Consider the following 20,594-nt stretch of genomic DNA (forward strand, 5'->3'; position numbering starts at 1 on the left):
GGCTCATCATAGAAAGCATCATAAAAGTAAGAGCATTTATATTGTTCCCGGGGCATACACTTTAACACTGCCAAATTTAACAAAACAGCTGTGTCTTATGTGTGAGAAACAACAAGTTGACATTCCGAGCAATACCCGTATATTTCGAATTTGTGACCGGTCACTTCAAATTCTTGTTCACCATTTTCATTTAGCCAATCCATAGGACAAGCATGTATTTGTTTAGTTTTCCCACATTCAAGGCATATTAAGTGGTGATGATGATGTGTTGTCGAACAACGAAAGCGAAAACGTTTTTCTCCTTCTAGTTCAGTCACTTCCAAAATTTCCATATCCTCAAACAAAGATAAGTTTCGATAAACCGTATCAAAGCTCACATTAGGAAAATCAGACTGCATCTCTGTCAATACTTCCTTTGCGGACAAATATCGTTTTTCCTCTGCAAATAAATGCAGAAGTTGTTCCCTTTTTCCTGTAAATTTATATCCTTCATTCTTTAATTTTTCCAATGCTTGCTCTACGTTCATCATTTATATTCCTCCTACTTACATCCGCACTAAGAATTTTTTTATTGCTAATACGGTTAGTAATAAAAAAGCAGCAAAAACGACAATAGCGCCTCCAGTTGCAATATCAAAATGGTACGAACTATAGACACCTAACATAACTGTTATTTCCCCTATCATAACACTCCAGAGCAACAATTTCCTAAAACTTTTTGCTAATTGTAGTGCTGCGGCGACTGGTAAAGAAATAAGAGCGCCTACCAATAGTATACCTACCACTTTCATTGACATGGATATAACAAGGGCTACCAAAAATGAAAAAAGAAATTGAATCATCTGTACAGAAATCCCGGAAACTTTAGCAAATTCCTGGTCAAAAGAAACAGATATAAGTTCCTTATAAAATAATAAAAATAATGCAAGGGCAAGAAAAGAAGTGACAATAATAAATATAAGATCTTCTCCAGTTACTGAGACGACACTTCCAAATAAATAATCATACCACTCATTGTATCCAGAATTATCTATGCTCATAAGAATGGCACTAGCCCCAATCGCTCCTGATAATATAATTGGGGCCGCTAATTCTTGGAATTGGGAATATACTTGTCTTAATTTTTCAATGAAAAGAGAACCAGCCAAAGCAAAGATAAACCCAGAATATAACGGATTCACCTGAAGTACTTCCAGCGATTGCCCTAACAGTACTCCTGCCGAAATACCTGTAAGCGTTACATGAGAAAGGGACTCTGAAATAACAGAAGACCGTCTCACAGCTAATAATGTACCGATTAAAGGTGCAATCAATCCAACAAATAAGGCGGCTATTATCCCTCTTTCAATAAATGTTAATTCCATCTTCAATCATCTCAATTTTTTATAATTTTTTTAGACTTTAACGTCCATGATTACGTGTTATTGTCTGTATAAGACATTTTTTTACGAGACGTTCCTACATGTATTTTTTTGCAGCCAAGTATAATTAGTAAGATTGATAACGCCACTAATACAATGACACCACCTGGTGAAATGTCTAAATAAAATGCCGAAATAATACCTGTAATCACAGAAAATTCCCCTATAATGATAGAGTATAAAAACATTTGCTTAAAACTTTTCGAAAGTTGAATAGCAGATGCCGCCGGGAGTGTCATCAACGAAGACACCAATAAGATACCGACAATTCTCATGGAAGATGCAATCACTAGTGCTGTCATTATAATGAATAGTATATTAATCCATTTTCCAGGAATTCCGCTAACAGACGCCTGTTCTTCATCAAAAGATAAAAATAATAACTCTTTATAAAATAAAATCAACAAACCAGTTACTACAACTGTAACAATCGAAATAACTGATAAGTCTTCTCGTGTCACCGTAATAATGCTACCAAATAGGTAATTAAACAAATCATTATTAAAGCCATCAGCAAGGGATATAAATACGACACCCAACCCGATACCTATCGATAAAATGATTGGAATGGCAAGTTCTTTAAAGGCTGTATAAACATTACGCAATTTTTCCATCAGAAGCGACCCAGCAACCGCAAATGTCATTCCCATATACAACGGACTCATTAGTTGCATAAATGTAAAAGTCTGAGCTAATAACAAATGAAATGCAATGCCGGTTAAAGTGACATGTGACAAAGCATCTGTAATAAGTGCCAACCTTCTCACGACAATAAAAACCCCTAATATTGGTGCCAAAAAACCGATCATGATACCGGTAAAAAAAGCATTTTGTAAAAATTCATAAGTAAAAAACTCATTCATCATTTTAATGCCTGCCCCCGTGTTCATGATCATGGGTAATGACTTGCACATCATGTCCGTATAAAGACGATAAGTCACTTTCTTGAAAATCTTTAGAAGTTCCATGAAAATGAAGTGTTTTATTTAAACAAGCCACATTGGATACATAGCTTGTCATCACCCCTACATCATGCGTGACTAATAGCAATGTAATATGTTTTTCTTGATTTAATTTTGTTAATAGTTGATAAAACTGTTGGACAGAGGATGTATCTACACCAACCGTAGGCTCATCAAGAATAAGAATGTCTGGTTCACTTACTAACGCTCTTGCAACGAATACCCTTTGTTGCTGTCCTCCAGACAGTTCACCAATATTTCTGTTTTTATATTCAAGCATCCCTACACTTTCTAAAGTCTCATCAATTTTTCTTTTATGCTTTCGATTTAAAAAGCGAAGTAGACCTACTTTAGAGTACAGTCCCATTGAGACCACTTCATATACGGTTGCAGGAAAGCCCGTATTAATAGTATTTGCTTTTTGAGAAACAAATCCTATTCTTTCCCACTGCCGAAATTTGTTCAAAGGTTTATTAAAAAGCTCGATGTCTCCTTGATTAGGAGTTATTAACCCGAGTAATGTTTTGATTAATGTTGATTTCCCTGATCCATTAGGTCCAACTAGACCTAGGAATTCTCCTTTTTCAATATTTAAATCAATATTTTCTAAAATGGTCTGGTTCCCATATTTCAGAGAAACATTCGTCACTTTTACAATTGGATCTTCTAATATATATTCACCCATTGGTACACCTCGTTCCTGAACATCGATAAGAATGATTACGATTTACTGCTTTTATGAGTATACAGGATGATTTTATCATTGTAAATGTATACACTCTTCTATCTTGTTCTTTCTCGGACAACCGTTTATGATGAAAGTAGAAGCTATTTAGAGAGGATGACTTGCGTGTTTCAACCAAAAGAAAAAGTTGCCGTTATCGATATCGGTTCAAACTCCATTAGGCTAGTCATTCATGAACTGGATGATAAAAAAGGGACTAGAGAGTTACATAACTTAAAAAAAGTCGCCAGATTAAGCAACCATATCAACTCTGATTATCAACTAACAACAGACGGGTTACAAGTGTTGAAAGAATCGTTACAGCAATTCGAAGAAGTTCTTAGCTTTCACCACGTCACTAATATTAAAGCTGTAGCTACTGCCGCAATTAGAAATGCGGTAAATAAAGAAGAAATAATTGATTTTGTTCATAACGAAACGTCACTTCATGTTCGAGTGCTGTCTGAACAAGAAGAGGCTTATTATGGCTACCTTGCTGTAGTCAATTCGACATCCATTTCAGATGGCTTGTCTATCGATATTGGCGGTGGCAGTACAGAAATCACATTTTTTAAAGACAAAAAATTAATCCATTCCCATAGTTTTTCTTTCGGTGCTCTGACTTTGAAGAAAAAGTTTTTTCCGGACAAAGAACCAGATAAACAAGCATTAAAAAACATATCTGACTATGTTATTGATCAATGTAACCAGATTCCATGGTTGAAAGAAGCAAAACACTTACCAATTATCGGTATTGGGGGAAGTGCTAGGAATATGTCCTTAGTTCATCAATCGCAGGTTCACTATCCCTTGGCAGGACTACATCAATATGAATTGGAAATGGATGAGTTGAAATCGATGATGCAGCTTTTTGAAAATTGTTCATTAAAAGAAAGAGAAAATATTGATGGACTGTCTAAAGATCGTGCTGATGTGATTGTTCCCGCTGTTAAAGTTATTTATGAAATGGCAGATTATATTAATGCTGCTTATTTTATGATGAGCAATAAGGGCTTAAGAGAAGGTTTATTTTTTGAAGAAATGCTCCGTGAACATTCAACTGAATTTTTACCGGAAGTCGTGGAAGAAAGTTTTTTTCAACTCAGTAGGGAGTTCGAGATGAACGAAGATTATGTGCAGGAAGTTGGCAGAATAGCCCGTCAACTATATACCGAATTAGAACCCTTTATCCCTTCGCCTCTTAAACAGGACGATAACATTTATCTATTAAAAAAAAGTGCGCGGGTTCTTTACATCGGGGAATTTATTAGCCATGAAACGAGTAGTCAACACACCTTTTATGTATTAACTAACCGTTCCATTGATGGAATTTCTCATTCTGACAGACTGGCTATGGCTTTCATAGCATCTTTTAAATCTAAAAAATGGATGAAACAGTTATCCCCGCCTTTTAAATCTTACCTATCAAAAAGTTCATTAAAACGCTTTGAACTACTCGGTAGTATTTTGAAAATGGCCTATGCCTTAGATCGCACGAAACGAAAAGTTGTTGAGTCCATTTCTTCTGAAAAAAATGGGAAATCGATTAATCTTTACATAGCCTGTAAACCAAACACATATAGTTATTTCGAAGAGGTTAAAAGTACAAAATACAAAAAACACATTGAAAAAGTTTTAAAACAAGACATTTCTTTAACATTTCAACCCATAGACAAACTTAACAAAAAATTTACATTGTAATGTTACTATCGGTTTAGATTTGATTGATGAAAGAAAGGTGAAATGTGTAATGACCTCTCGATTTAATGATGATAATGAACTAAATAACCCCGGCTACTATAATAACAGAGAATTAAGCTGGCTCGCTTTTAATGAAAGAGTATTAGAAGAAGCTATTGATGAAAATAATCCTTTATTAGAACGTCTGAAGTTTTTAGCTATTTTCAGTTCCAATTTGGACGAATTTTTTATGGTTCGGGTTGCAGGACTTAAAGACCAAGTAGAGGCTGGTTACAATAAACCTGAGAACAAAGCTGGCTTAACACCTAAACAGCAATTAAAACAAATAACAAACAAAAATCGTGAACTTGTTCATTTACAAGATGATTTTTTTACAGAAACACTTATGTCTCTTCTGCATCAAGAACGAATTGAATTTTTATCAATTGAAGAGTTAAGTACGGACCAGTTAACGTATGTGAAAAATTATTTTGAGGAATATATTTTCCCTGTGCTCACACCATTAGCAGTGGATGCCTATCGACCATTTCCTATCCTTTTAAGTAAGTCGATCAATTTGGCTGTCCTTTTACAGGAAGCAAATGATATACATAATGAACAAATTGCGATTGTTCAAGTGCCTTCTGTCTTAAGCCGCTTTATAGAACTGCCTCCGTCTGCTCCAAATAACAAACAATTTATAATGCTGGAACAAGCAATTAGTGAGTTCATTGGCGAGCTTTTTGTCGGATATAAAGTTAAATCCGTATCCCCTTTTCGTATTACTCGCAATGCTGATCTAACTATTCATGAAGAAGGGGCCAGAGATTTACTTGTAGAAATCGAAAAAGAACTTAAAAAAAGAAGATGGGGGGCCGCTGTTCGTTTAGAGTATCAAAAAGGACTTATGGACAACAAGATTTTGGAATATTTAACGACAGAACTTGAAATTCATGAGAATGATGTTTACTGTTTGCGATGCCCGTTAGATTTAACTTTTTTATTTAAGTTGTACAACGAGTTATCTGAAGAACGTGAACATCTTGTCAATGAAACTCTCATACCCCAGCCTCCGCAAGATTTAATTGGGGAAACAGACATTTTTTCTGCTATAACTAGAAAAGATATACTCCTACATCACCCATATGAATCTTTCCAACCTGTCATTGATTTTATGGTAGCGGCAGCGAATGATCCCGATGTGCTTGCTATTAAACAAACACTGTACCGTGTCAGCGGCGATTCTCCTATCGTCAACGCTTTAGCTGAAGCCGCTGAGAATGGAAAGCAAGTAACTGTACTCGTTGAATTGAAAGCGCGATTTGATGAAGAAAATAACATACAGTGGGCAAAGAAATTAGAGAAGTCTGGTGTTCACGTCATTTATGGAATTACTAGCTTAAAAACGCACAGCAAAATCACGCTTGTCGTAAAACAACGCCACGATAAAATCCAACGGTTTGTCCACCTTGGTACCGGTAATTACAATGACTCTACTGCTAAATTATATACAGATATGGGGATTCTAACATCTCGACAAGAATTTGGTGAGGATGCTACAAATTTTTTCAACTATTTAAGCGGTTATCGAAAAAAACCTGTATGGAACCATATTTCCACATCACCGCTTGAAATCAGAAATCATCTCATCCACTACATTGATGAAGAAATTGCCGCACACAAAAAACACGGACGAGGACAAATTACTGCCAAAATGAACTCGTTGACCGATAAACCACTGATTCTAAAACTATACGAAGCTTCGATTGCCGGAGTCACCATCGATTTGATAGTACGAGGGATTTGTTGCCTACGTCCAAATATTCCAAGTATTAGTGAAAATATTACGGTTCGGAGTATTGTCGGTCGCTTTCTAGAACATAGCCGAATTTTCTTTTTTCGTAATAATGGTAATGAAAAAATGTTTTTGTCATCAGCAGATTGGATGACCCGAAATATGGAAAAACGCATAGAAATTATGTTTCCTATACTTGATTCATTCTTAAAGCAACGATTAAAAACCATTTTGGAGATTACTCTAAACGATAACCAAAAAGCAAGAATCCAAGATACTTCAGGCAAATATTACTACGTAACAGCAGACACAGATGAACCTGCTATAAACAGCCAGCTCCAACTATTCGAGCAGGCTTCCCTTTTTATTGATCATCAAGATGAATAAAACCAAGAAAAGAACTCTCCAAAACCCTTCCTCAAGAAAACAAAGATAAAAAGCAGCCGTCATGAAATATCATAACGGCTGCTTTATTTGATAAAAAAGTCGTTGAAGAAGGTGAAGTGCTCCCCTTAAAACTTAGACATCTGCAGTAAAATCCAACATTACCATGAAGATTTCTTAGTAAGTTTTTATTGCTTGGCAAGCAATTCTTGTTTATCTTCTGCTTTTTCTTGTATTTCTACGGCATACCAGCTTTTTGCATCACCATTTTCTTCTTCATACGTTTTTAAACCACTAATACCTCGATGATAAGCAGTAAGTGCTTGATCCCAATTGTCATACTTATCATGTAAATAATCTAGATACTCAATCGACAGTTGAATCGAATAATAAGGGTCAAACAGCATAGAATCACTGTAAGGCAAGTCAGCTAAATCAGCAATCCACGGACCAGTATTCTTCATAAATTGCGCCAATCCGTATGCATGTCCATATTTTGTTTGTGGTCCTGTTAAAGTCGGATCAAACGTTCCACCGGTCTCTACCTTTAACAGTTCATATACAAGAGCAGGGCTGATATCTCTTTTTTTAGATTGATATATCATATAAGTGCCCCAATTCAATGAAAATCTGCCACCGCTCTCTTCTTTAAATGTTTTTGCCTCCTGCCTTGCATCTGCCCATTCATGATAACTAATGTCCCATTCTATACCACTAGACTCTTGTAAGAAATCTACGTTGTTTGCAATTGTTTCTGCTTCTTCCAATTCCTCGCTTTTTTCCTCTAACTCCTCCATATGAGATTTATCAAACCCCAACAACAAAAATAAAAGAGGTAGCAAAAAGATGGTACGAGTGTACGGAATAAGATTCAATTGTCTTCCCTCCGTTCTTTCAATGATAACTGTATTATGAGAGCCAAATGATTTTTTACCCTACAAAAAAATCGTTTAAACATAGAGGTGTGATATACACCATATGTCACTCACGATTAACGGTTTTACCAGAAATACATACTATCGTCAATCAAAAAACTTGCGTGTACCTATTTTATAAAAAAGTACAAGGCGTATGCTTTCCATTTTCTTATCTTACAAAAAAAGGGGCGTTCCAAAGTCGTAAAAACCACTTTAGAACAACCCCTGTTCTTCTTTTATTCTTGTATTTGGATTGGAAACGAAAGAGTTATTAACGTTCCCTTCCCTTCACTACTCTCAATATCAAATATCCCATTATGTTCTTCCATGATTTTTTTACACAATGGAATACCCACACCTGTACCTTTTTCCTTTGTTGTAAAAAAAGGTTTACCTATATTATTTAAAATGTGTGCTGGAATACCTTTTCCATTATCTCTTAAGCAAATAACTAAATAATTGTTTTCCTTATAGCTATCAAGAGAAAATACATTGTTTTTCCTGTTTTGAGGAAAAGCTTCAATCGAATTTCGTAATGCGTTTAGTATAATTTGTTTAAAAGAAGACTCATTTACTTCTATTTTCCCTTCAACAGGATCTACGCGATATTGAAAATGTACTCCCTGCATCAGACATTCCGATCTTATAATATCAATCACACTGTCTAGTAAATGATTAGGTGTCTTCCATTCTTTCTTGACTTTTTTTCTTGCAACGGACAAAAAATTATCAATAATTTCATTCATACGTTCTGTTTCAGACAAAATGGTGCCAGAATACTTATGAAAGCTATCTGTTAAAGAGGACAGCTGCAAAAACCCTTTTATAACAGATAAAGGATTCCTTAATTCATGTGCCACTCCTGCCGATAGATAAGAAACAGATTCCATTTGATCTTGAAAGGTCAGAAGATGATGATACTTCTTTTCATAGGTTAAATTATAAATCATCAATAATACACAATGGGAGCCTTTTAAGTATAATCCTTTAAGATAAAACCATTCATCCGCAGAATCATTTTTTATTTCCAACTCTAATGATTTCTTTTTTTCAAGTACTTCTTCGACTAATTTTGGAGTGACATCCAGTTCCTTACTTGCTTCCGTTAATACATGGATATGTTTAGGGTAAATCTGACTAATTGTATCTTTGTCATCTTTTATGCCCAAGTACGGATAAAACGCTTTATTGTATTTCTCTATTTCTAAGTGGTCATTAACGATGACACTGGCATGTTCAAATTGCTGTAATAATTCTGTTGTCTCCATTGAAAAAGGGGAATCTGTGATTTCTTCGCCTGTTAGTAATACATAATCTTGTGACACCATACCTTTATACTGCATGTAAATTGCTTCTTTTTCAAAAATGTGTACTAGAGTTACACTTTTGCAGACATTTTTATTTGATATCTCTTCCACAAAACGTTTTGCCCGATTCTTATAAGCACAATGCAGATAATCATAAAAACAGCTATTTTCTGTGAAATATTGTTCTCCCTTATCGTTCACGGACAGTACGTTTCCTTCTTTCGTAAGAACTAATCCGGTAGTTATTTTAAGATTGTCAAACTCTTCTTTGAAATCCGTTGTGCTTAATGTACGCAGCGATTGGTACATATAACCCCTCCTTGATTAACGAAACAAACCTCCAATTCCTCCACCATTCATTTATAAAAATTTTCATTAATCGCTCTACAAATAATTATACTAAAATTTTCAAAAATTACTACATATAAATATTATTTCTTTCATTTTTCCTTTTTTCTTTATAGGTCACCTTTACATTCGCTTAAACATAAGATACGTAAGAATGTTACATGTTCCATCTACGATAAAGGAGAGATATGTATGAATCTTTTTAAAGATCAGTGGATAAAGTACAAAATATCTGAACTTCATCCGACGGACCTTGTCCATTATGGAAAATTGTACGGGGTTACCATTTCACTAGACGAGGCTGAAAAAATATTAAACGTGGTGCAGCACAGTAACTGGAGTATGGATGATGAATCTTCTTTACAAGCATTACTTGCAAACATTAAACCCATTGTTTCTAAGGACGCGTACAGTGTGATTACCAAACTTTTTCATCATTACATTGGTTGAGTATGAAGTTCTGCTATTACATTTTCCTGACTGGTGACAGTACTTGATCCGGCAAGGATAGAAACGCAGGTAACATGAATTATTACAGTTAGTCAACATTTTAAAGGGGCTGTATACAGTCAAAAGGGGCTTGGTGAACAAGGAGGACATGCGCTGCAGGCGGACGCTTTCCGCTCCTGACCATGGTCGACTGCTTACTGTCATAGAAAAGGGACTGTACCTTTTGATACAGCCCCTTCAGATTAATATATGCGTATGATTAAAGTTTTATGAGAGGATTTGCTCTTTCATGTTGTCATTAAATTGTTTCGTTTTTAACATGTCAATCTCATGTTTATAAGGCGGCTTTTTGTCTTTCTTTTCGACTCCAACATAAGGTGTTTCTAGTATTTTAGGAATATCGTCAAAAGATGGATGATGTACAATGGTTTGAAGTGCTTCAAATCCAATATATCCAAAACCTATATTTTCATGGCGATCCTTTCCTGCTCCTCTTTCATTTTTACTATCATTAATATGAAGTACTTTCAAACGATCTAAGCCTACCGTTTTGTCAAAAGCAGTCAACACATTATCCAAGTCATTAATAATGTCGTATCCAGCATCATGGGTGTGACACGTGTCAAAACAAACCGACAGCTTTTCATTATGGGTAACACCATCGATGATAGCAGCCAATTCATCAAAGGTACGACCACACTCTGATCCTTTTCCTGCCATAGTCTCTAATGCAATCTGAACATCTTGATTTGCATCAATAACTTCATTTAAACCTTCGATGATTTTCTTGATTCCAACATCAGGTCCAGCTCCAACATGTGCTCCGGGATGTAGAACGATTTGTTTTGCTCCTATCGCTTCTGTCCGCTCTACTTCTGAACGTAAAAAATCTACCCCAAGGCGAAACGTTTCCGGTTTAGTTGTATTTGCTATATTAATAATATAAGGAGCGTGTACAACTACACTATCAATGCCGTTCTCTTTCATGTGCGCCGTCCCGTTCTCTATATTTAAATCTTCAATCGCTTTTCTCCGTGTGTTTTGTGGAGCACCGGTATAAATCATCAATGCTGTTGCTCCATAGGAGACTGCTTCCTCACTTGAACCAAGCAGCATTTTTTTTCCGCTCATTGATACATGAGACCCTAATAACATAAACTTTTGTCCTCCCTACCCTTATTTTTTAGCTTTATTTTGCTTTTTTTGTTTATGATAAGCTTCCTGCTTCGCTTTCTTTTTATATCCTGGCTTAACTTGCTTTGGTTTTGGAGCCTTAATGACAGGATCATTTCTATTTCCTTGTTTCTTTTTTTCCTTTTTCGTAATTGGATTCTCTATTGGAACAATCTCATTGTTTTTTAAATCAGCAAATATAGGAGATACACCTTGATCCTGCAGTGTTTTTACTTTCGTGTATTCATCGGTTTCTACAAAGGTATACGTTTCTCCTGATTCACCTGCTCGTCCAGTACGACCTGTTCTGTGAACATAATACCCTAATTCTTTAGGAAGAGAATGATTAATGATGTGAGAAACCCCTTTAATATCTACACCTCTTGCGGCAAGATCTGTCGCCACTAGATATTGTATATCCAATTTATCGACATTTCTCATGACTTGTTTTCGCTGCCGTGGTGGAATATCACCGTGAAGAACATCAGCATTTAAGCCGGCATCTATCATAGCCGCCATTAGTTCATCCGCTTCTTGTTTTGTAGATGTAAACAAAATAGCAAAGTATGGATGCAATCGTTGAGCTAGTTCTACTGTTACTTCTGTTCTATCCCTGTGTTTTAACGGGATAAAGTGATGTTGAATTTTAGCCGGTGTCGCTTCTTCCGGTGCAACATGCACATGACGCGGTTGTTTCATATATTTTCTTAAAAATGGCTGCAGTTGTTCAGGTACGGTAGCGGAAAATACCATCATCTGCAAGGAGTCCGGCATTAAAGCTGCTACTGGATCAATGTCTTCTATAAAGCCCATATCCAACATTTGATCTGCTTCATCCACAACGAACATTTCAACCAAATGAACATCTATAATTTGATTTTCAACCATATCTTTCAAACGTCCGGAAGTAGCAACAATAATTTGTGGCTGGTTACTCAACTTCTCTATCGACCGCTGGCGATCTGTTCCGCCGGTGACACTCTTAGCTGTAACTTGTTGTCCGTCTCCCACTTCTAGGAGTTTTTGAAGTTCATTGTAAATTTGACTTGCCAGCTCTCTAGTAGGAGCTGTTATTACGGCCTGTACATGATTTTTATTTGAGTCTACTCTAGCCACTATAGGAAGTAAAAACGCTAGCGTCTTACCAGATCCAGTATTGGATTGACCAATAACATCACGACCGTTTAAAATTGCCGGGATTAATCGTTCTTGAATCTCCGTAGGTTTATTTATTTTTTGATTCTGCAAAGCCTCTATTAAAAAAGGAGGTAAATCAAAACGTTGAAAAGCTTTCATTTTCAACCGCCTTCCATGCATTGTTTATATTCAGATTAGTTATTCCGTCACATTCTGTAGGATGCTATCATATTTTATCACAAACACAAAGAAAACACAGCTTTTATAAAATAAAAAGAAAGGATGACTCCCTTTGTTATCATTGTATCCATCATCTCATCCTATACCGCCCACTTCTCCTGTTCCTCGCCCTCCAGCTAATTATGGATATAACAATCACGCTATGACGTTTGCAAATCCTGGAGGAATGGTTAGAAATCCGTCATTTGGTTTTGCTGCGCCATTTATTTCCCAACCATCAAATGTAGCTGCATTACTGCCTCAAATTCAAAGAATGGTTGGTATTGCTCAGACAGTAGCCCCCTATGTCAAGCAGTATTATCCTCTTGTTAGACAATTGCCCGCCTTGTGGAGTTTATTGTCATCCTCGTCCTCATTTGATGGAGGCTCTCCAAGCGTTAAAAATGACGATGACGATGTCAATGTCGATACTAGTGAACTTAAAACAGATGCTTATTACTCAGAATCTCCTCCGCCTAAATTGTATATATAATATGCCAGTTGTCTCTTTGGGGATCGACTTCTTTTACATTTTTCATAACAGATAGTATAATAACCCTAGCATTTACAACAACTTTGTGTTGTAGTGCTCGCGTCTTAACATAATAGACGACAATTAATGAATGGATTCAGTTTCAGAGGAGGCTGTTATGGAAGTTATTAAGATTTCCCCAAGGGGCTATTGTTATGGTGTTGTCGATGCTATGGTACTAGCTAAGCAGGCTGCTAGTAACTTGGAGTTACCGCGCCCCATCTATATTTTGGGAATGATTGTTCATAATAAACATGTCACAGACGCTTTTGACGATGAGGGGATTATTTCACTAGACGGGCCTAATCGCCTTGAAATATTAAGAGAGGTTGAAAAAGGGACTGTCATTTTCACTGCTCATGGTGTGTCACCCGAAGTACGTGAACTTGCACGAGAAAAAGGATTAACGACAGTTGATGCTACTTGCCCTGATGTGACGCGTACACATGACCTTATTCGTGATAAAAAAGAAGACGGATATCACGTGATTTATATTGGGAAAAGAGGGCATCCAGAACCTGAAGGTGCTGTAGGTGTAGCACCAGATATTGTTCACTTAGTAGAAACAATAGAAGATGTAGAAGCATTAAACATTGACACCGACAAAATTACCATTACAAACCAAACAACGATGAGTCAATGGGATGTTTCTGATATTATGAGTGCAGCTTTAAAACGGTTTCCGAATGCGGAAATTCATAATGAAATTTGCATGGCGACACAAGTTCGTCAAGAAGCGGTCGGTGAACAGGCTAAAGATGCCGATTTGATGCTTGTAGTAGGTGATCCAAAGAGTAATAACTCAAATAGACTAGCACAAGTGTCTGAGCAAATTGCGGGAACTCCAGCTTATCGAATTGCTGACATATCCGAATTGAATTTGGAGTGGTTGCAAGGTATAAATACAATTGCTGTTACAGCTGGTGCGTCAACTCCAACACCTATAACAAAAGAAGTCATTCAATTTCTAAAAGAGTACGATGAAAATGATCCTTCTACTTGGCAAACAGAAAAAAGAGTTGAATCTTCAAAGATTCTCCCTAAAGTAAAAAGTAAAGCCAAATAATACAATGCTAAAAGGACCAGCTCTTTGCTAGAAAGAACTGGTCCTTTAAAATTATTATAACTTCTCCTGCTATAAAGTTGTTAACGAAAAGAAAATGGTTCGGTAGACACACTCGATGCTATAAATTGTGTCGCGTATTTATTAGAATCAATAAGTGATTCCATTTTCCTTTTTACGCCCTCTTTCATTATTTTTTCCACATTATGTCCAGGATCAATCATACTTAAACCATCAAGTGCTGCATCTTGTGCGACATGGTAGTAAAGATCGCCGGTTATATACACGTCTGCTCCATTTCGTTTAGCATAAGACCAATACTTATTTCCATCTCCACCTAGAAGAGCCACTTTTTTCACCATATCAGGTTCCGGTCCTGCTATTCGAATATGATGAACTTCAAAAGCCGATTTTACTTGAGTGATAAATGTTTCAAAGGAGACTGGTTCTTTTAAACAGCCGACTCGCCCAAGACCAAGTTTTTCCCCTTCTAAGTCTAATGGGTACACATCATAAGCTGGTTCTTCGTAGGGATGTGCTTTTTCAAGAGCTTTTATAACGTTACGAATCATTGTTTCAGGTACAACGGTCTCCATTCGTTTCTCAGCAGCAAACTCCATTTCCCCTTGTGTTCCTAAATAAGGATTCGTGTTGTCTCCTGGAATGAAAGTTCCTGTACCGTCTGTAGCAAAAGTGCAATGACTATAATCACCGATGTGTCCTGCTCCTGCATCCCCGAGAGCTGATCTAACAATTTCTACATGATTTTCAGGTACAAAAGCAACGAGTTTTTTTAAAGGAATTTCTTCGGTTGGAACAAGGACTTTAGTATCTTCAAGTCCCAATGCCTCGGCCATCATGTCATTCACGCCGCCATTCGTAATATCAAGGTTCGTATGGGCTGCATACACAGCGATATCATGTTTGATACACTTTTCAATAATTGGGCCTTGTCCTGTTGTTGTTTCTATTTGCTTCAATGGCTTAAAAATGAGGGGATGGTGCGCTATAATCAAACCCGCTTCCTTTTCAATTGCTTCGTCCACTACTTCTTCTGACACATCTAAAGCTATTAAGACATTCTCAACTGGTTTATTTAATGTCCCTAACATTAAACCAACTTTGTCACCTTCAACAGCAAGCGATTTTGGTGACCACTCTTCAAATGTTTGAATAATTGCTTGTCCATTAGCTGGTTTCATGGTGAATAACCTCCTCCACTCTTCGTATTTTTTCCGACAATGCTACTCTCTTTTCAGATACAGTTTCACTCATTTCAGCTTTTTCTAAATTTGCTAAAATCTTCTGCCATTGTATTTTTTCCCGTTCCCATTTCTTTTTAAAAGCAAGGTTTTGTTTTTGAATTAAGTATGGTCCAAATAGCAATTCTTTTTCTCTTTTTTCTTGATCGCTGCTATATGGCTGCGCTCCGCTTCCAGGCTCTGCTGCTAATATTTCATAACATTTATTATCTTCTTCTAAAATATGTTCATTTGTTAAAAACCAATCATGTTCACACAACCAAATGCGAATTTCTTTTGCTCTTACATTAGGTTGTAAAATAAGCTTTTTTACAGTTTGTAAAGGTGCTTGACCCTCATCTAAAATACTAGTAATTAAGGGGCCTCCCATTCCTGCAATAACAACAGTATCAATGTTATCCTTCCCTTTTATAACATTTAATCCATTCCCGTAGCGCGTTTCTATCTTATGATGTAACTGTTCTTGATTTATTTTTGCTGCGGCTGATTGAAGCGGACCCTGATTTACATCTGATGCAATCGCTTCTTGAATTTTATTTTCTTTAACCAAATGAATAGGTAGATATCCATGATCTGTACCTATATCAATCATTTTTGCTCCCCAAGGTACCTCTTGAGCTATTGTTTGTAACCTGTCAGACAGACTTTTATTATTCATCTTCTTGCATGATTCCTCTCTTATAAAGAAAAGCGCGTTTACCGACCCGCTTTAAATGTTTTACATGTTTAAATAAATTGCCGCGTGCATAAATGTAGTAAAAGGTTCTTCCTTTCATTTAATCACTGCCTTCCTACATTCCACGGAAAAAGGAGAGGCAAACGCCCCTCCTTTTTACTTTATTCTTCTGAGAGCGACATTAAGTATTCCGCAATCGCCTGTGCTTCTTCCGCATTAGCTTGTCCTGATGGCATATCACCAATACCATTTTGTGCAATGTCAGCTATTTCTTCTGCTGAATGATCATCTCCTGCATCAACAATAGCAGGCCCACTTGCTCCTTCTAAATTGTCTCCGTGACAGGAAACACAGCTTTCCATAACAACTTCTTCTCCGTATTCAACCGGATCTTGTTCTTCTGTATCTCCACTTTCATCATCCGCCTGCTGATTCACTCCGACAATGGATAGTCCCAACGTCAATAACAAACCAACAACAGCTATGAGAAAAAATGGAATGAGAGGTTTACCTTTCACTACCTATTCCCCCTTTGCCTTATGTACTTCCGATAATGACGCGTTATAATTCCGCATTCGTATTCATTTTACTTTATTCTTACTAATTAGAAAAGGTAAAAGCCAGACTTTTATAGTTTTTGTCACATCTTATTCAAATATACCAATCTTTCACGTTAGTAGGTAAAATAATATAGCCAGCAATATACCTGCTGCTCCGCCCCATTTTAAATATGGTAATCTCCAATAAAAGCCAGCCATTAACCAAACAGCACAGTTCAGTAAAATAGTTAAACTCAGCAAAAGATTATTTTCTTTAAAATTCATTACACTAGTTGTACTTCCTAAAAAAAGAATTAAGGCGCCAACACAAATAAGAATATGAAATAAGATGAGATCTTTTCTTTTTATATAAAAGGCCATCGTCAATACAAGAATCGATAGAAATATATGCGATAGCGTTTGCACCAAAAGTGAAAAAGAAGTAAAATATATAATAATACATGTGAGGCCTAATGAGATAAAAGCAAAAAGCATCATGCCGAGCAACACACCTTTTTTATCCCTTGAAGGAGTCTCTATCGTCGCGGCACTTTCAACCTTTTCGGCCTCTTCCCCTTCTGTATATAGCATTAGGAGAAAATCACAATAATGCTCCGGAAGCATTTTGTTTGTTTTCCAATATTTTATTTCATTAATAATAACTTCTTTTCTTTCCTCATCCATGGACATTCTCCTCTGCAAAGATACAGGGGGACAAATTATATACGGTAGCACGTAAGTTTTTCTATTTTAATAATCGAATGGAGTGCCATATATAACTCACTATAAAAAAGCTGCTGTTTACATTGAGTGCTGATTTTGGTCCACCTATTCATTAAAGAATAATGTAAAAGATTGTCTCCAACTTGGATATTCTAGAGACAATCCTATTTCTTCTACATTAATCGAGGAAATCTTTTAATCGTTTACTGCGACTAGGATGACGGAGTTTTCGTAAAGCTTTTGCTTCAATTTGACGTATCCGTTCTCTTGTCACACCAAACACTTTTCCAACTTCTTCAAGCGTGCGTGTCCTTCCATCATCTAGACCAAAACGAAGACGAAGAACATTTTCTTCTCTATCGGTTAATGTATCCAGTACATCTTCTAATTGTTCTTTTAACAACTCATATGCTGCAGCATCAGATGGAGCAGTTGCTTCTTGGTCTTCAATGAAATCACCAAGATGCGAATCGTCTTCTTCCCCAATCGGTGTTTCTAGAGAAACGGGTTCTTGAGCAATTTTCAAAATCTCTCTTACTTTGTCAGGAGTCAAATCCATTTCCTTCGAAACTTCTTCGGGTGTAGGCTCACGCCCTAAGTCTTGCAGAAGTTGACGTTGTACACGTATTAACTTATTAATAGTCTCTACCATATGCACAGGGATACGAATGGTTCTTGCCTGATCGGCTATTGCTCTTGTAATAGCTTGACGAATCCACCATGTTGCATAGGTACTAAACTTAAAGCCTTTATCATAATCAAATTTCTCGACCGCTTTAATCAGACCCATATTACCCTCTTGAATGAGATCCAAAAACAACATTCCACGTCCCACATATCTTTTCGCTATAGACACAACCAACCGCAAGTTTGCTTCAGCAAGGCGACGTTTTGCTTCATCATCGCCTTCTTCGATTTGTTTCGCGTACGTAATCTCTTCTTGTGCTGATAAGAGAGGAACACGGCCAATTTCTTTTAAATACATACGTACTGGATCATTAATTTTAATACCAGGCGGAACACTTAAATCGTTCAAATCGAGTTCTTCTTCTTCTTTGGCTACTTGATCCATACTCGGAACTTCTTCGCCTTCATTTAACAAATCGATTCCCTGTTCACCCAAGTATTCGAAAAACTCGTCCATTTGCTCTGAATCCTGATCATATGGGGCAAGTTTTTCTGTTATTTCAGCGTACGAGAGCACGCCTCGTTTTTTACCGGTTTCGAGTAATTGTTCTTTGACTTGATCGATTGACATTTCACCTTCCGCCAATGGACGCGTTGGTTTTTCAGCCATTCTCGATCCCCTCCTTCCATTCTTCAAACCGCTTTATCTCTCTCATAACATTCTCCAAAACAGTAATGTTTACTTAGATAATTAAAACAACTTTTCATCTTACTTTAACGAGTTTATTTTTGCAAGGCTTTTTTCATGTCAATTATTTCGTTTCCAAGCTTAACAGCAAGAGAAACATCTTGATTTCTTTCTGCTTCTTTCATTTTTTGTTGAATTTGTTCTATTTCTACCCATTTCGGGTAATTTTTAATCTTATCAATATAGTCAACCAATTCATTTTCCGACATGTGTTCTGTTATGTCAAGCAACGCAATCTCGGAAGCTTCTTTGATTAAATCAGGGTCTTGCAGGTGATTAATAAACGTTCCCGCGTCTGCTGGATTACCCTCGGCATAATAGGCATAAAGGTGAGCAGCTATAGCAATATGCGATTCAATGTTAAACTCTGCCCCAAGTCTTTCTTTTACTTCCATACAGGCTTGACTGTCGTGCATCATATGGGCTAACAGCAATCTTTCAGCATTTTGAAATGCAGGTAATAATTTTGCCCTTGCATATTGGTCTGTACCCCAACGTCTTTTTCTGTCGTTAAATCCATTTTCTTTTGTTTTCTCTGTCGAATGATTAGAAACTTGTTTGTATAGACGAAATTGTTCTTGTTTTAATGCATCGAGAGACAACGAAAATTCATCAGCCAATTGCCTTAAATAGAAGTCTCTTTCTACTGCTTTAGAAAGATGCGTAATTTCTTTTAATACTTCTTCTATATATTGAAGCCGTTCTCCTTCATCTTGTAAGTTTTTGTCCTTTTTCAGCATTTGTAATTTGAAACTCATAATCGGAACAGACGCTTCAATGACTTCCTTTCTGAAACGTTCCGTACCATATGATTGGATATAGTCATCAGGGTCCATTCCGCTTGGCAACACTGCTACTTGAACAGTTAATCCCTGACGCTCAAGGATTTCAGCAGATTTCTTTGCTGCTCCTTGTCCCGCATTATCGCCATCGTAACAAATTATAATACGTTCCGTGTTCCGGCGTATCAGTTGGGCTTGTCTATCGCTCAATGAAGTTCCAAGTGATGCTATCCCATTTGTCACTCCTGCTTTGTTTGCAGAAATAACATCCACATACCCTTCAAACAAAACAGCTGTGTTTTGTTTTCTAATGTCAGGCCTTGCCAAATCGATTCCATATAACATTTCATTTTTATGAAAAATAGCGGAGTCTGAGCTGTTCAAATATTTAGGTTCTCCTTCGCCCAGTGTCCTGCCACCAAATCCTACCGTTCTGCCTTGGACGTCACGAATAGGAAACATAATTCGATTACGAAAACGATCTCTTAGTTCCCAACTGGATTCCTGTCGGAATAAAAGCCCGCCTTCCTCCATTTCTTGTAGGTCAAAACCTCTGTTTTCTAATAATTCTTTTAAAACCTCAGGTTGATCAGGCGAATATCCAAGTTGAAAATGTTCCATTGTTTCCGTCGAAAAACCTCGATTGACAAGGTAATCATAAGCCTGTTTACCCTGTTCTGTATTCATTAACACATGATGATAAAATTTCGCTGCCAAATCATGACCTTCTCGTTTCGCTTTATCTTTTTCTCCACTCTCTTGTTCCGCATTAGAGTAACCAATATCGGGAACAGATATTCCAGACTTATTCGCGAGTTTCTTGACAGCATCAACAAATACAACGTTTTCCATTTCCATTACAAATGTGATGGCATTTCCGCCTACTCCGCAACCAAAACAGTGATACAGTTGTTTTTCTGGCGAAACAGAAAAAGAGGGTGTCTTTTCACCGTGAAACGGACAAAGTCCTAAATAATGTTTGCCTTGTTTTTTTAACTGGATATGTTCACTGATGACATCGACTATATCAAGAGATTTTTGAATTTCATTAATGGTTTCTTCCGGTATAAATCCCGCCGCCAATATTATCACCTGCGCTTTTCCAGTAAAGCAATCAATTATTGA

At 36.8% G+C, this 20,594-nt stretch carries 19 protein-coding genes; 5 read left to right on the forward strand and 14 right to left on the reverse strand.

Annotation, left to right across the window (positions count from 1 at the left end; genetic code table 11):
* Window positions 1–95: 95 nt before the first annotated feature.
* From J2S78_RS10595 to J2S78_RS10610, 4 genes are read right to left on the reverse strand one after another with little or no spacing between them, the layout of a single operon-like run.
* Complete coding sequence (locus J2S78_RS10595; RefSeq protein WP_306898774.1) at window positions 96–527, reverse strand: Fur family transcriptional regulator; 432 nt, start codon at window positions 525–527, stop codon at window positions 96–98.
* 18 nt (window positions 528–545) lie between these two features.
* A complete protein-coding gene (locus J2S78_RS10600; RefSeq protein WP_306898433.1) occupies window positions 546–1,364 on the reverse strand; it encodes a metal ABC transporter permease in 819 nt (272 codons plus the stop codon).
* 50 nt (window positions 1,365–1,414) lie between these two features.
* Window positions 1,415–2,287: a metal ABC transporter permease gene (locus J2S78_RS10605; RefSeq protein WP_306898434.1), complete on the reverse strand. Its 873-nt coding sequence runs from the start codon at window positions 2,285–2,287 to the stop codon at window positions 1,415–1,417.
* A 1-nt stretch (window position 2,288) separates the two neighbouring features.
* A complete protein-coding gene (locus tag J2S78_RS10610; protein WP_306898435.1) occupies window positions 2,289–3,068 on the reverse strand; it encodes a metal ABC transporter ATP-binding protein in 780 nt (259 codons plus the stop codon).
* A gap of 165 nt (window positions 3,069–3,233) precedes the next feature.
* Between J2S78_RS10610 and ppx the strand changes: the two genes are divergently transcribed.
* Both ppx and J2S78_RS10620 read left to right on the forward strand, forming a co-directional pair.
* The gene (gene ppx / locus J2S78_RS10615; RefSeq protein WP_306898436.1) at window positions 3,234–4,808 is read left to right on the forward strand and encodes an exopolyphosphatase; all 1,575 of its coding nucleotides are present in this window, start codon (window positions 3,234–3,236) and stop codon (window positions 4,806–4,808) included.
* Between the two features lie 49 nt (window positions 4,809–4,857).
* Window positions 4,858–6,969, forward strand: a complete 2,112-nt coding sequence (locus tag J2S78_RS10620) for an RNA degradosome polyphosphate kinase (protein ID WP_306898437.1) — start codon at window positions 4,858–4,860, stop codon at window positions 6,967–6,969.
* 185 nt (window positions 6,970–7,154) lie between these two features.
* Here the strand turns inward: J2S78_RS10620 and J2S78_RS10625 are convergent, their stop codons facing one another.
* Both J2S78_RS10625 and J2S78_RS10630 read right to left on the reverse strand, forming a co-directional pair.
* The gene (locus J2S78_RS10625) at window positions 7,155–7,841 is read right to left on the reverse strand and encodes a lytic transglycosylase domain-containing protein (protein ID WP_306898438.1); all 687 of its coding nucleotides are present in this window, start codon (window positions 7,839–7,841) and stop codon (window positions 7,155–7,157) included.
* A 278-nt stretch (window positions 7,842–8,119) separates the two neighbouring features.
* Window positions 8,120–9,499 (reverse strand): two-component system sensor histidine kinase NtrB, encoded by a 1,380-nt coding sequence (locus J2S78_RS10630; protein WP_306898439.1) that lies wholly within the window; start codon window positions 9,497–9,499, stop codon window positions 8,120–8,122.
* Window positions 9,500–9,730: 231 nt separating this feature from the next.
* Between J2S78_RS10630 and J2S78_RS10635 the strand changes: the two genes are divergently transcribed.
* Entirely contained in the window at window positions 9,731–9,988 is a 258-nt protein-coding gene (locus J2S78_RS10635) for a DUF2624 family protein (RefSeq protein ID WP_306898440.1), read from the forward strand.
* A gap of 267 nt (window positions 9,989–10,255) precedes the next feature.
* Here the strand turns inward: J2S78_RS10635 and J2S78_RS10640 are convergent, their stop codons facing one another.
* Entirely contained in the window at window positions 10,256–11,143 is an 888-nt protein-coding gene (locus tag J2S78_RS10640; RefSeq protein ID WP_306898441.1) for a deoxyribonuclease IV, read from the reverse strand.
* Window positions 11,144–11,164: 21 nt separating this feature from the next.
* Complete coding sequence (locus tag J2S78_RS10645; RefSeq protein WP_306898442.1) at window positions 11,165–12,457, reverse strand: DEAD/DEAH box helicase; 1,293 nt, start codon at window positions 12,455–12,457, stop codon at window positions 11,165–11,167.
* Window positions 12,458–12,590: 133 nt separating this feature from the next.
* Between J2S78_RS10645 and vrrA the strand changes: the two genes are divergently transcribed.
* Window positions 12,591–13,010 (forward strand): VrrA/YqfQ family protein, encoded by a 420-nt coding sequence (gene vrrA / locus J2S78_RS10650; protein ID WP_306898443.1) that lies wholly within the window; start codon window positions 12,591–12,593, stop codon window positions 13,008–13,010.
* Between the two features lie 157 nt (window positions 13,011–13,167).
* A complete protein-coding gene (locus J2S78_RS10655; RefSeq protein ID WP_306898444.1) occupies window positions 13,168–14,115 on the forward strand; it encodes a 4-hydroxy-3-methylbut-2-enyl diphosphate reductase in 948 nt (315 codons plus the stop codon).
* Between the two features lie 80 nt (window positions 14,116–14,195).
* On the opposite strand, the gene J2S78_RS10660 is transcribed toward J2S78_RS10655, so the two are convergent.
* From J2S78_RS10660 to dnaG, 6 genes are all read right to left on the reverse strand, one after another.
* Window positions 14,196–15,314 carry a Nif3-like dinuclear metal center hexameric protein gene (locus J2S78_RS10660; RefSeq protein ID WP_306898445.1) on the reverse strand — a complete coding sequence of 373 codons (1,119 nt, stop codon included), beginning with the start codon at window positions 15,312–15,314 and terminating at the stop codon, window positions 14,196–14,198.
* Window positions 15,301–16,032, reverse strand: a complete 732-nt coding sequence (locus J2S78_RS10665; protein WP_306898446.1) for a tRNA (adenine(22)-N(1))-methyltransferase — start codon at window positions 16,030–16,032, stop codon at window positions 15,301–15,303. Before J2S78_RS10665 ends, J2S78_RS10660 begins: the two co-directional genes overlap by 14 nt.
* Before the next feature lie 179 nt (window positions 16,033–16,211).
* On the reverse strand, window positions 16,212–16,568 hold the full coding sequence (locus J2S78_RS10670; protein WP_306898447.1) for a c-type cytochrome: 357 nt from the start codon (window positions 16,566–16,568) through the stop codon (window positions 16,212–16,214).
* 150 nt (window positions 16,569–16,718) lie between these two features.
* Window positions 16,719–17,273: a hypothetical protein gene (locus J2S78_RS10675; protein ID WP_306898448.1), complete on the reverse strand. Its 555-nt coding sequence runs from the start codon at window positions 17,271–17,273 to the stop codon at window positions 16,719–16,721.
* A gap of 217 nt (window positions 17,274–17,490) precedes the next feature.
* The gene (rpoD, locus tag J2S78_RS10680; RefSeq protein WP_125554725.1) at window positions 17,491–18,609 is read right to left on the reverse strand and encodes an RNA polymerase sigma factor RpoD; all 1,119 of its coding nucleotides are present in this window, start codon (window positions 18,607–18,609) and stop codon (window positions 17,491–17,493) included.
* A gap of 113 nt (window positions 18,610–18,722) precedes the next feature.
* A complete protein-coding gene (dnaG, locus tag J2S78_RS10685; protein WP_306898449.1) occupies window positions 18,723–20,561 on the reverse strand; it encodes a DNA primase in 1,839 nt (612 codons plus the stop codon).
* Between the last annotated feature and the right edge of the window lie 33 nt (window positions 20,562–20,594).

Origin of the sequence: Salibacterium salarium (assembly GCF_030813635.1) — a bacterium.
Lineage (GTDB): Bacteria > Bacillota > Bacilli > Bacillales > Marinococcaceae > Salibacterium > Salibacterium salarium.

Coding starts and splice junctions, on each gene's coding strand:
- J2S78_RS10600 (WP_306898433.1), bottom strand. CDS start 1,364: ATGGAATTAACATTTATTGAAAGAGGGATAATAGCCGCCTTATTTGTT.
- J2S78_RS10610 (WP_306898435.1), bottom strand. CDS start 3,068: ATGGGTGAATATATATTAGAAGATCCAATTGTAAAAGTGACGAATGTT.
- J2S78_RS10660 (WP_306898445.1), bottom strand. CDS start 15,314: ATGAAACCAGCTAATGGACAAGCAATTATTCAAACATTTGAAGAGTGG.
- J2S78_RS10640 (WP_306898441.1), bottom strand. CDS start 11,143: ATGTTATTAGGGTCTCATGTATCAATGAGCGGAAAAAAAATGCTGCTT.
- J2S78_RS10675 (WP_306898448.1), bottom strand. CDS start 17,273: ATGGATGAGGAAAGAAAAGAAGTTATTATTAATGAAATAAAATATTGG.
- rpoD (WP_125554725.1), bottom strand. CDS start 18,609: ATGGCTGAAAAACCAACGCGTCCATTGGCGGAAGGTGAAATGTCAATC.
- J2S78_RS10605 (WP_306898434.1), bottom strand. CDS start 2,287: ATGATGAATGAGTTTTTTACTTATGAATTTTTACAAAATGCTTTTTTT.
- J2S78_RS10655 (WP_306898444.1), top strand. CDS start 13,168: ATGGAAGTTATTAAGATTTCCCCAAGGGGCTATTGTTATGGTGTTGTC.
- J2S78_RS10665 (WP_306898446.1), bottom strand. CDS start 16,032: ATGAATAATAAAAGTCTGTCTGACAGGTTACAAACAATAGCTCAAGAG.
- J2S78_RS10630 (WP_306898439.1), bottom strand. CDS start 9,499: ATGTACCAATCGCTGCGTACATTAAGCACAACGGATTTCAAAGAAGAG.
- J2S78_RS10620 (WP_306898437.1), top strand. CDS start 4,858: ATGACCTCTCGATTTAATGATGATAATGAACTAAATAACCCCGGCTAC.
- J2S78_RS10645 (WP_306898442.1), bottom strand. CDS start 12,457: ATGAAAGCTTTTCAACGTTTTGATTTACCTCCTTTTTTAATAGAGGCT.
- J2S78_RS10595 (WP_306898774.1), bottom strand. CDS start 527: ATGAACGTAGAGCAAGCATTGGAAAAATTAAAGAATGAAGGATATAAA.
- J2S78_RS10635 (WP_306898440.1), top strand. CDS start 9,731: ATGAATCTTTTTAAAGATCAGTGGATAAAGTACAAAATATCTGAACTT.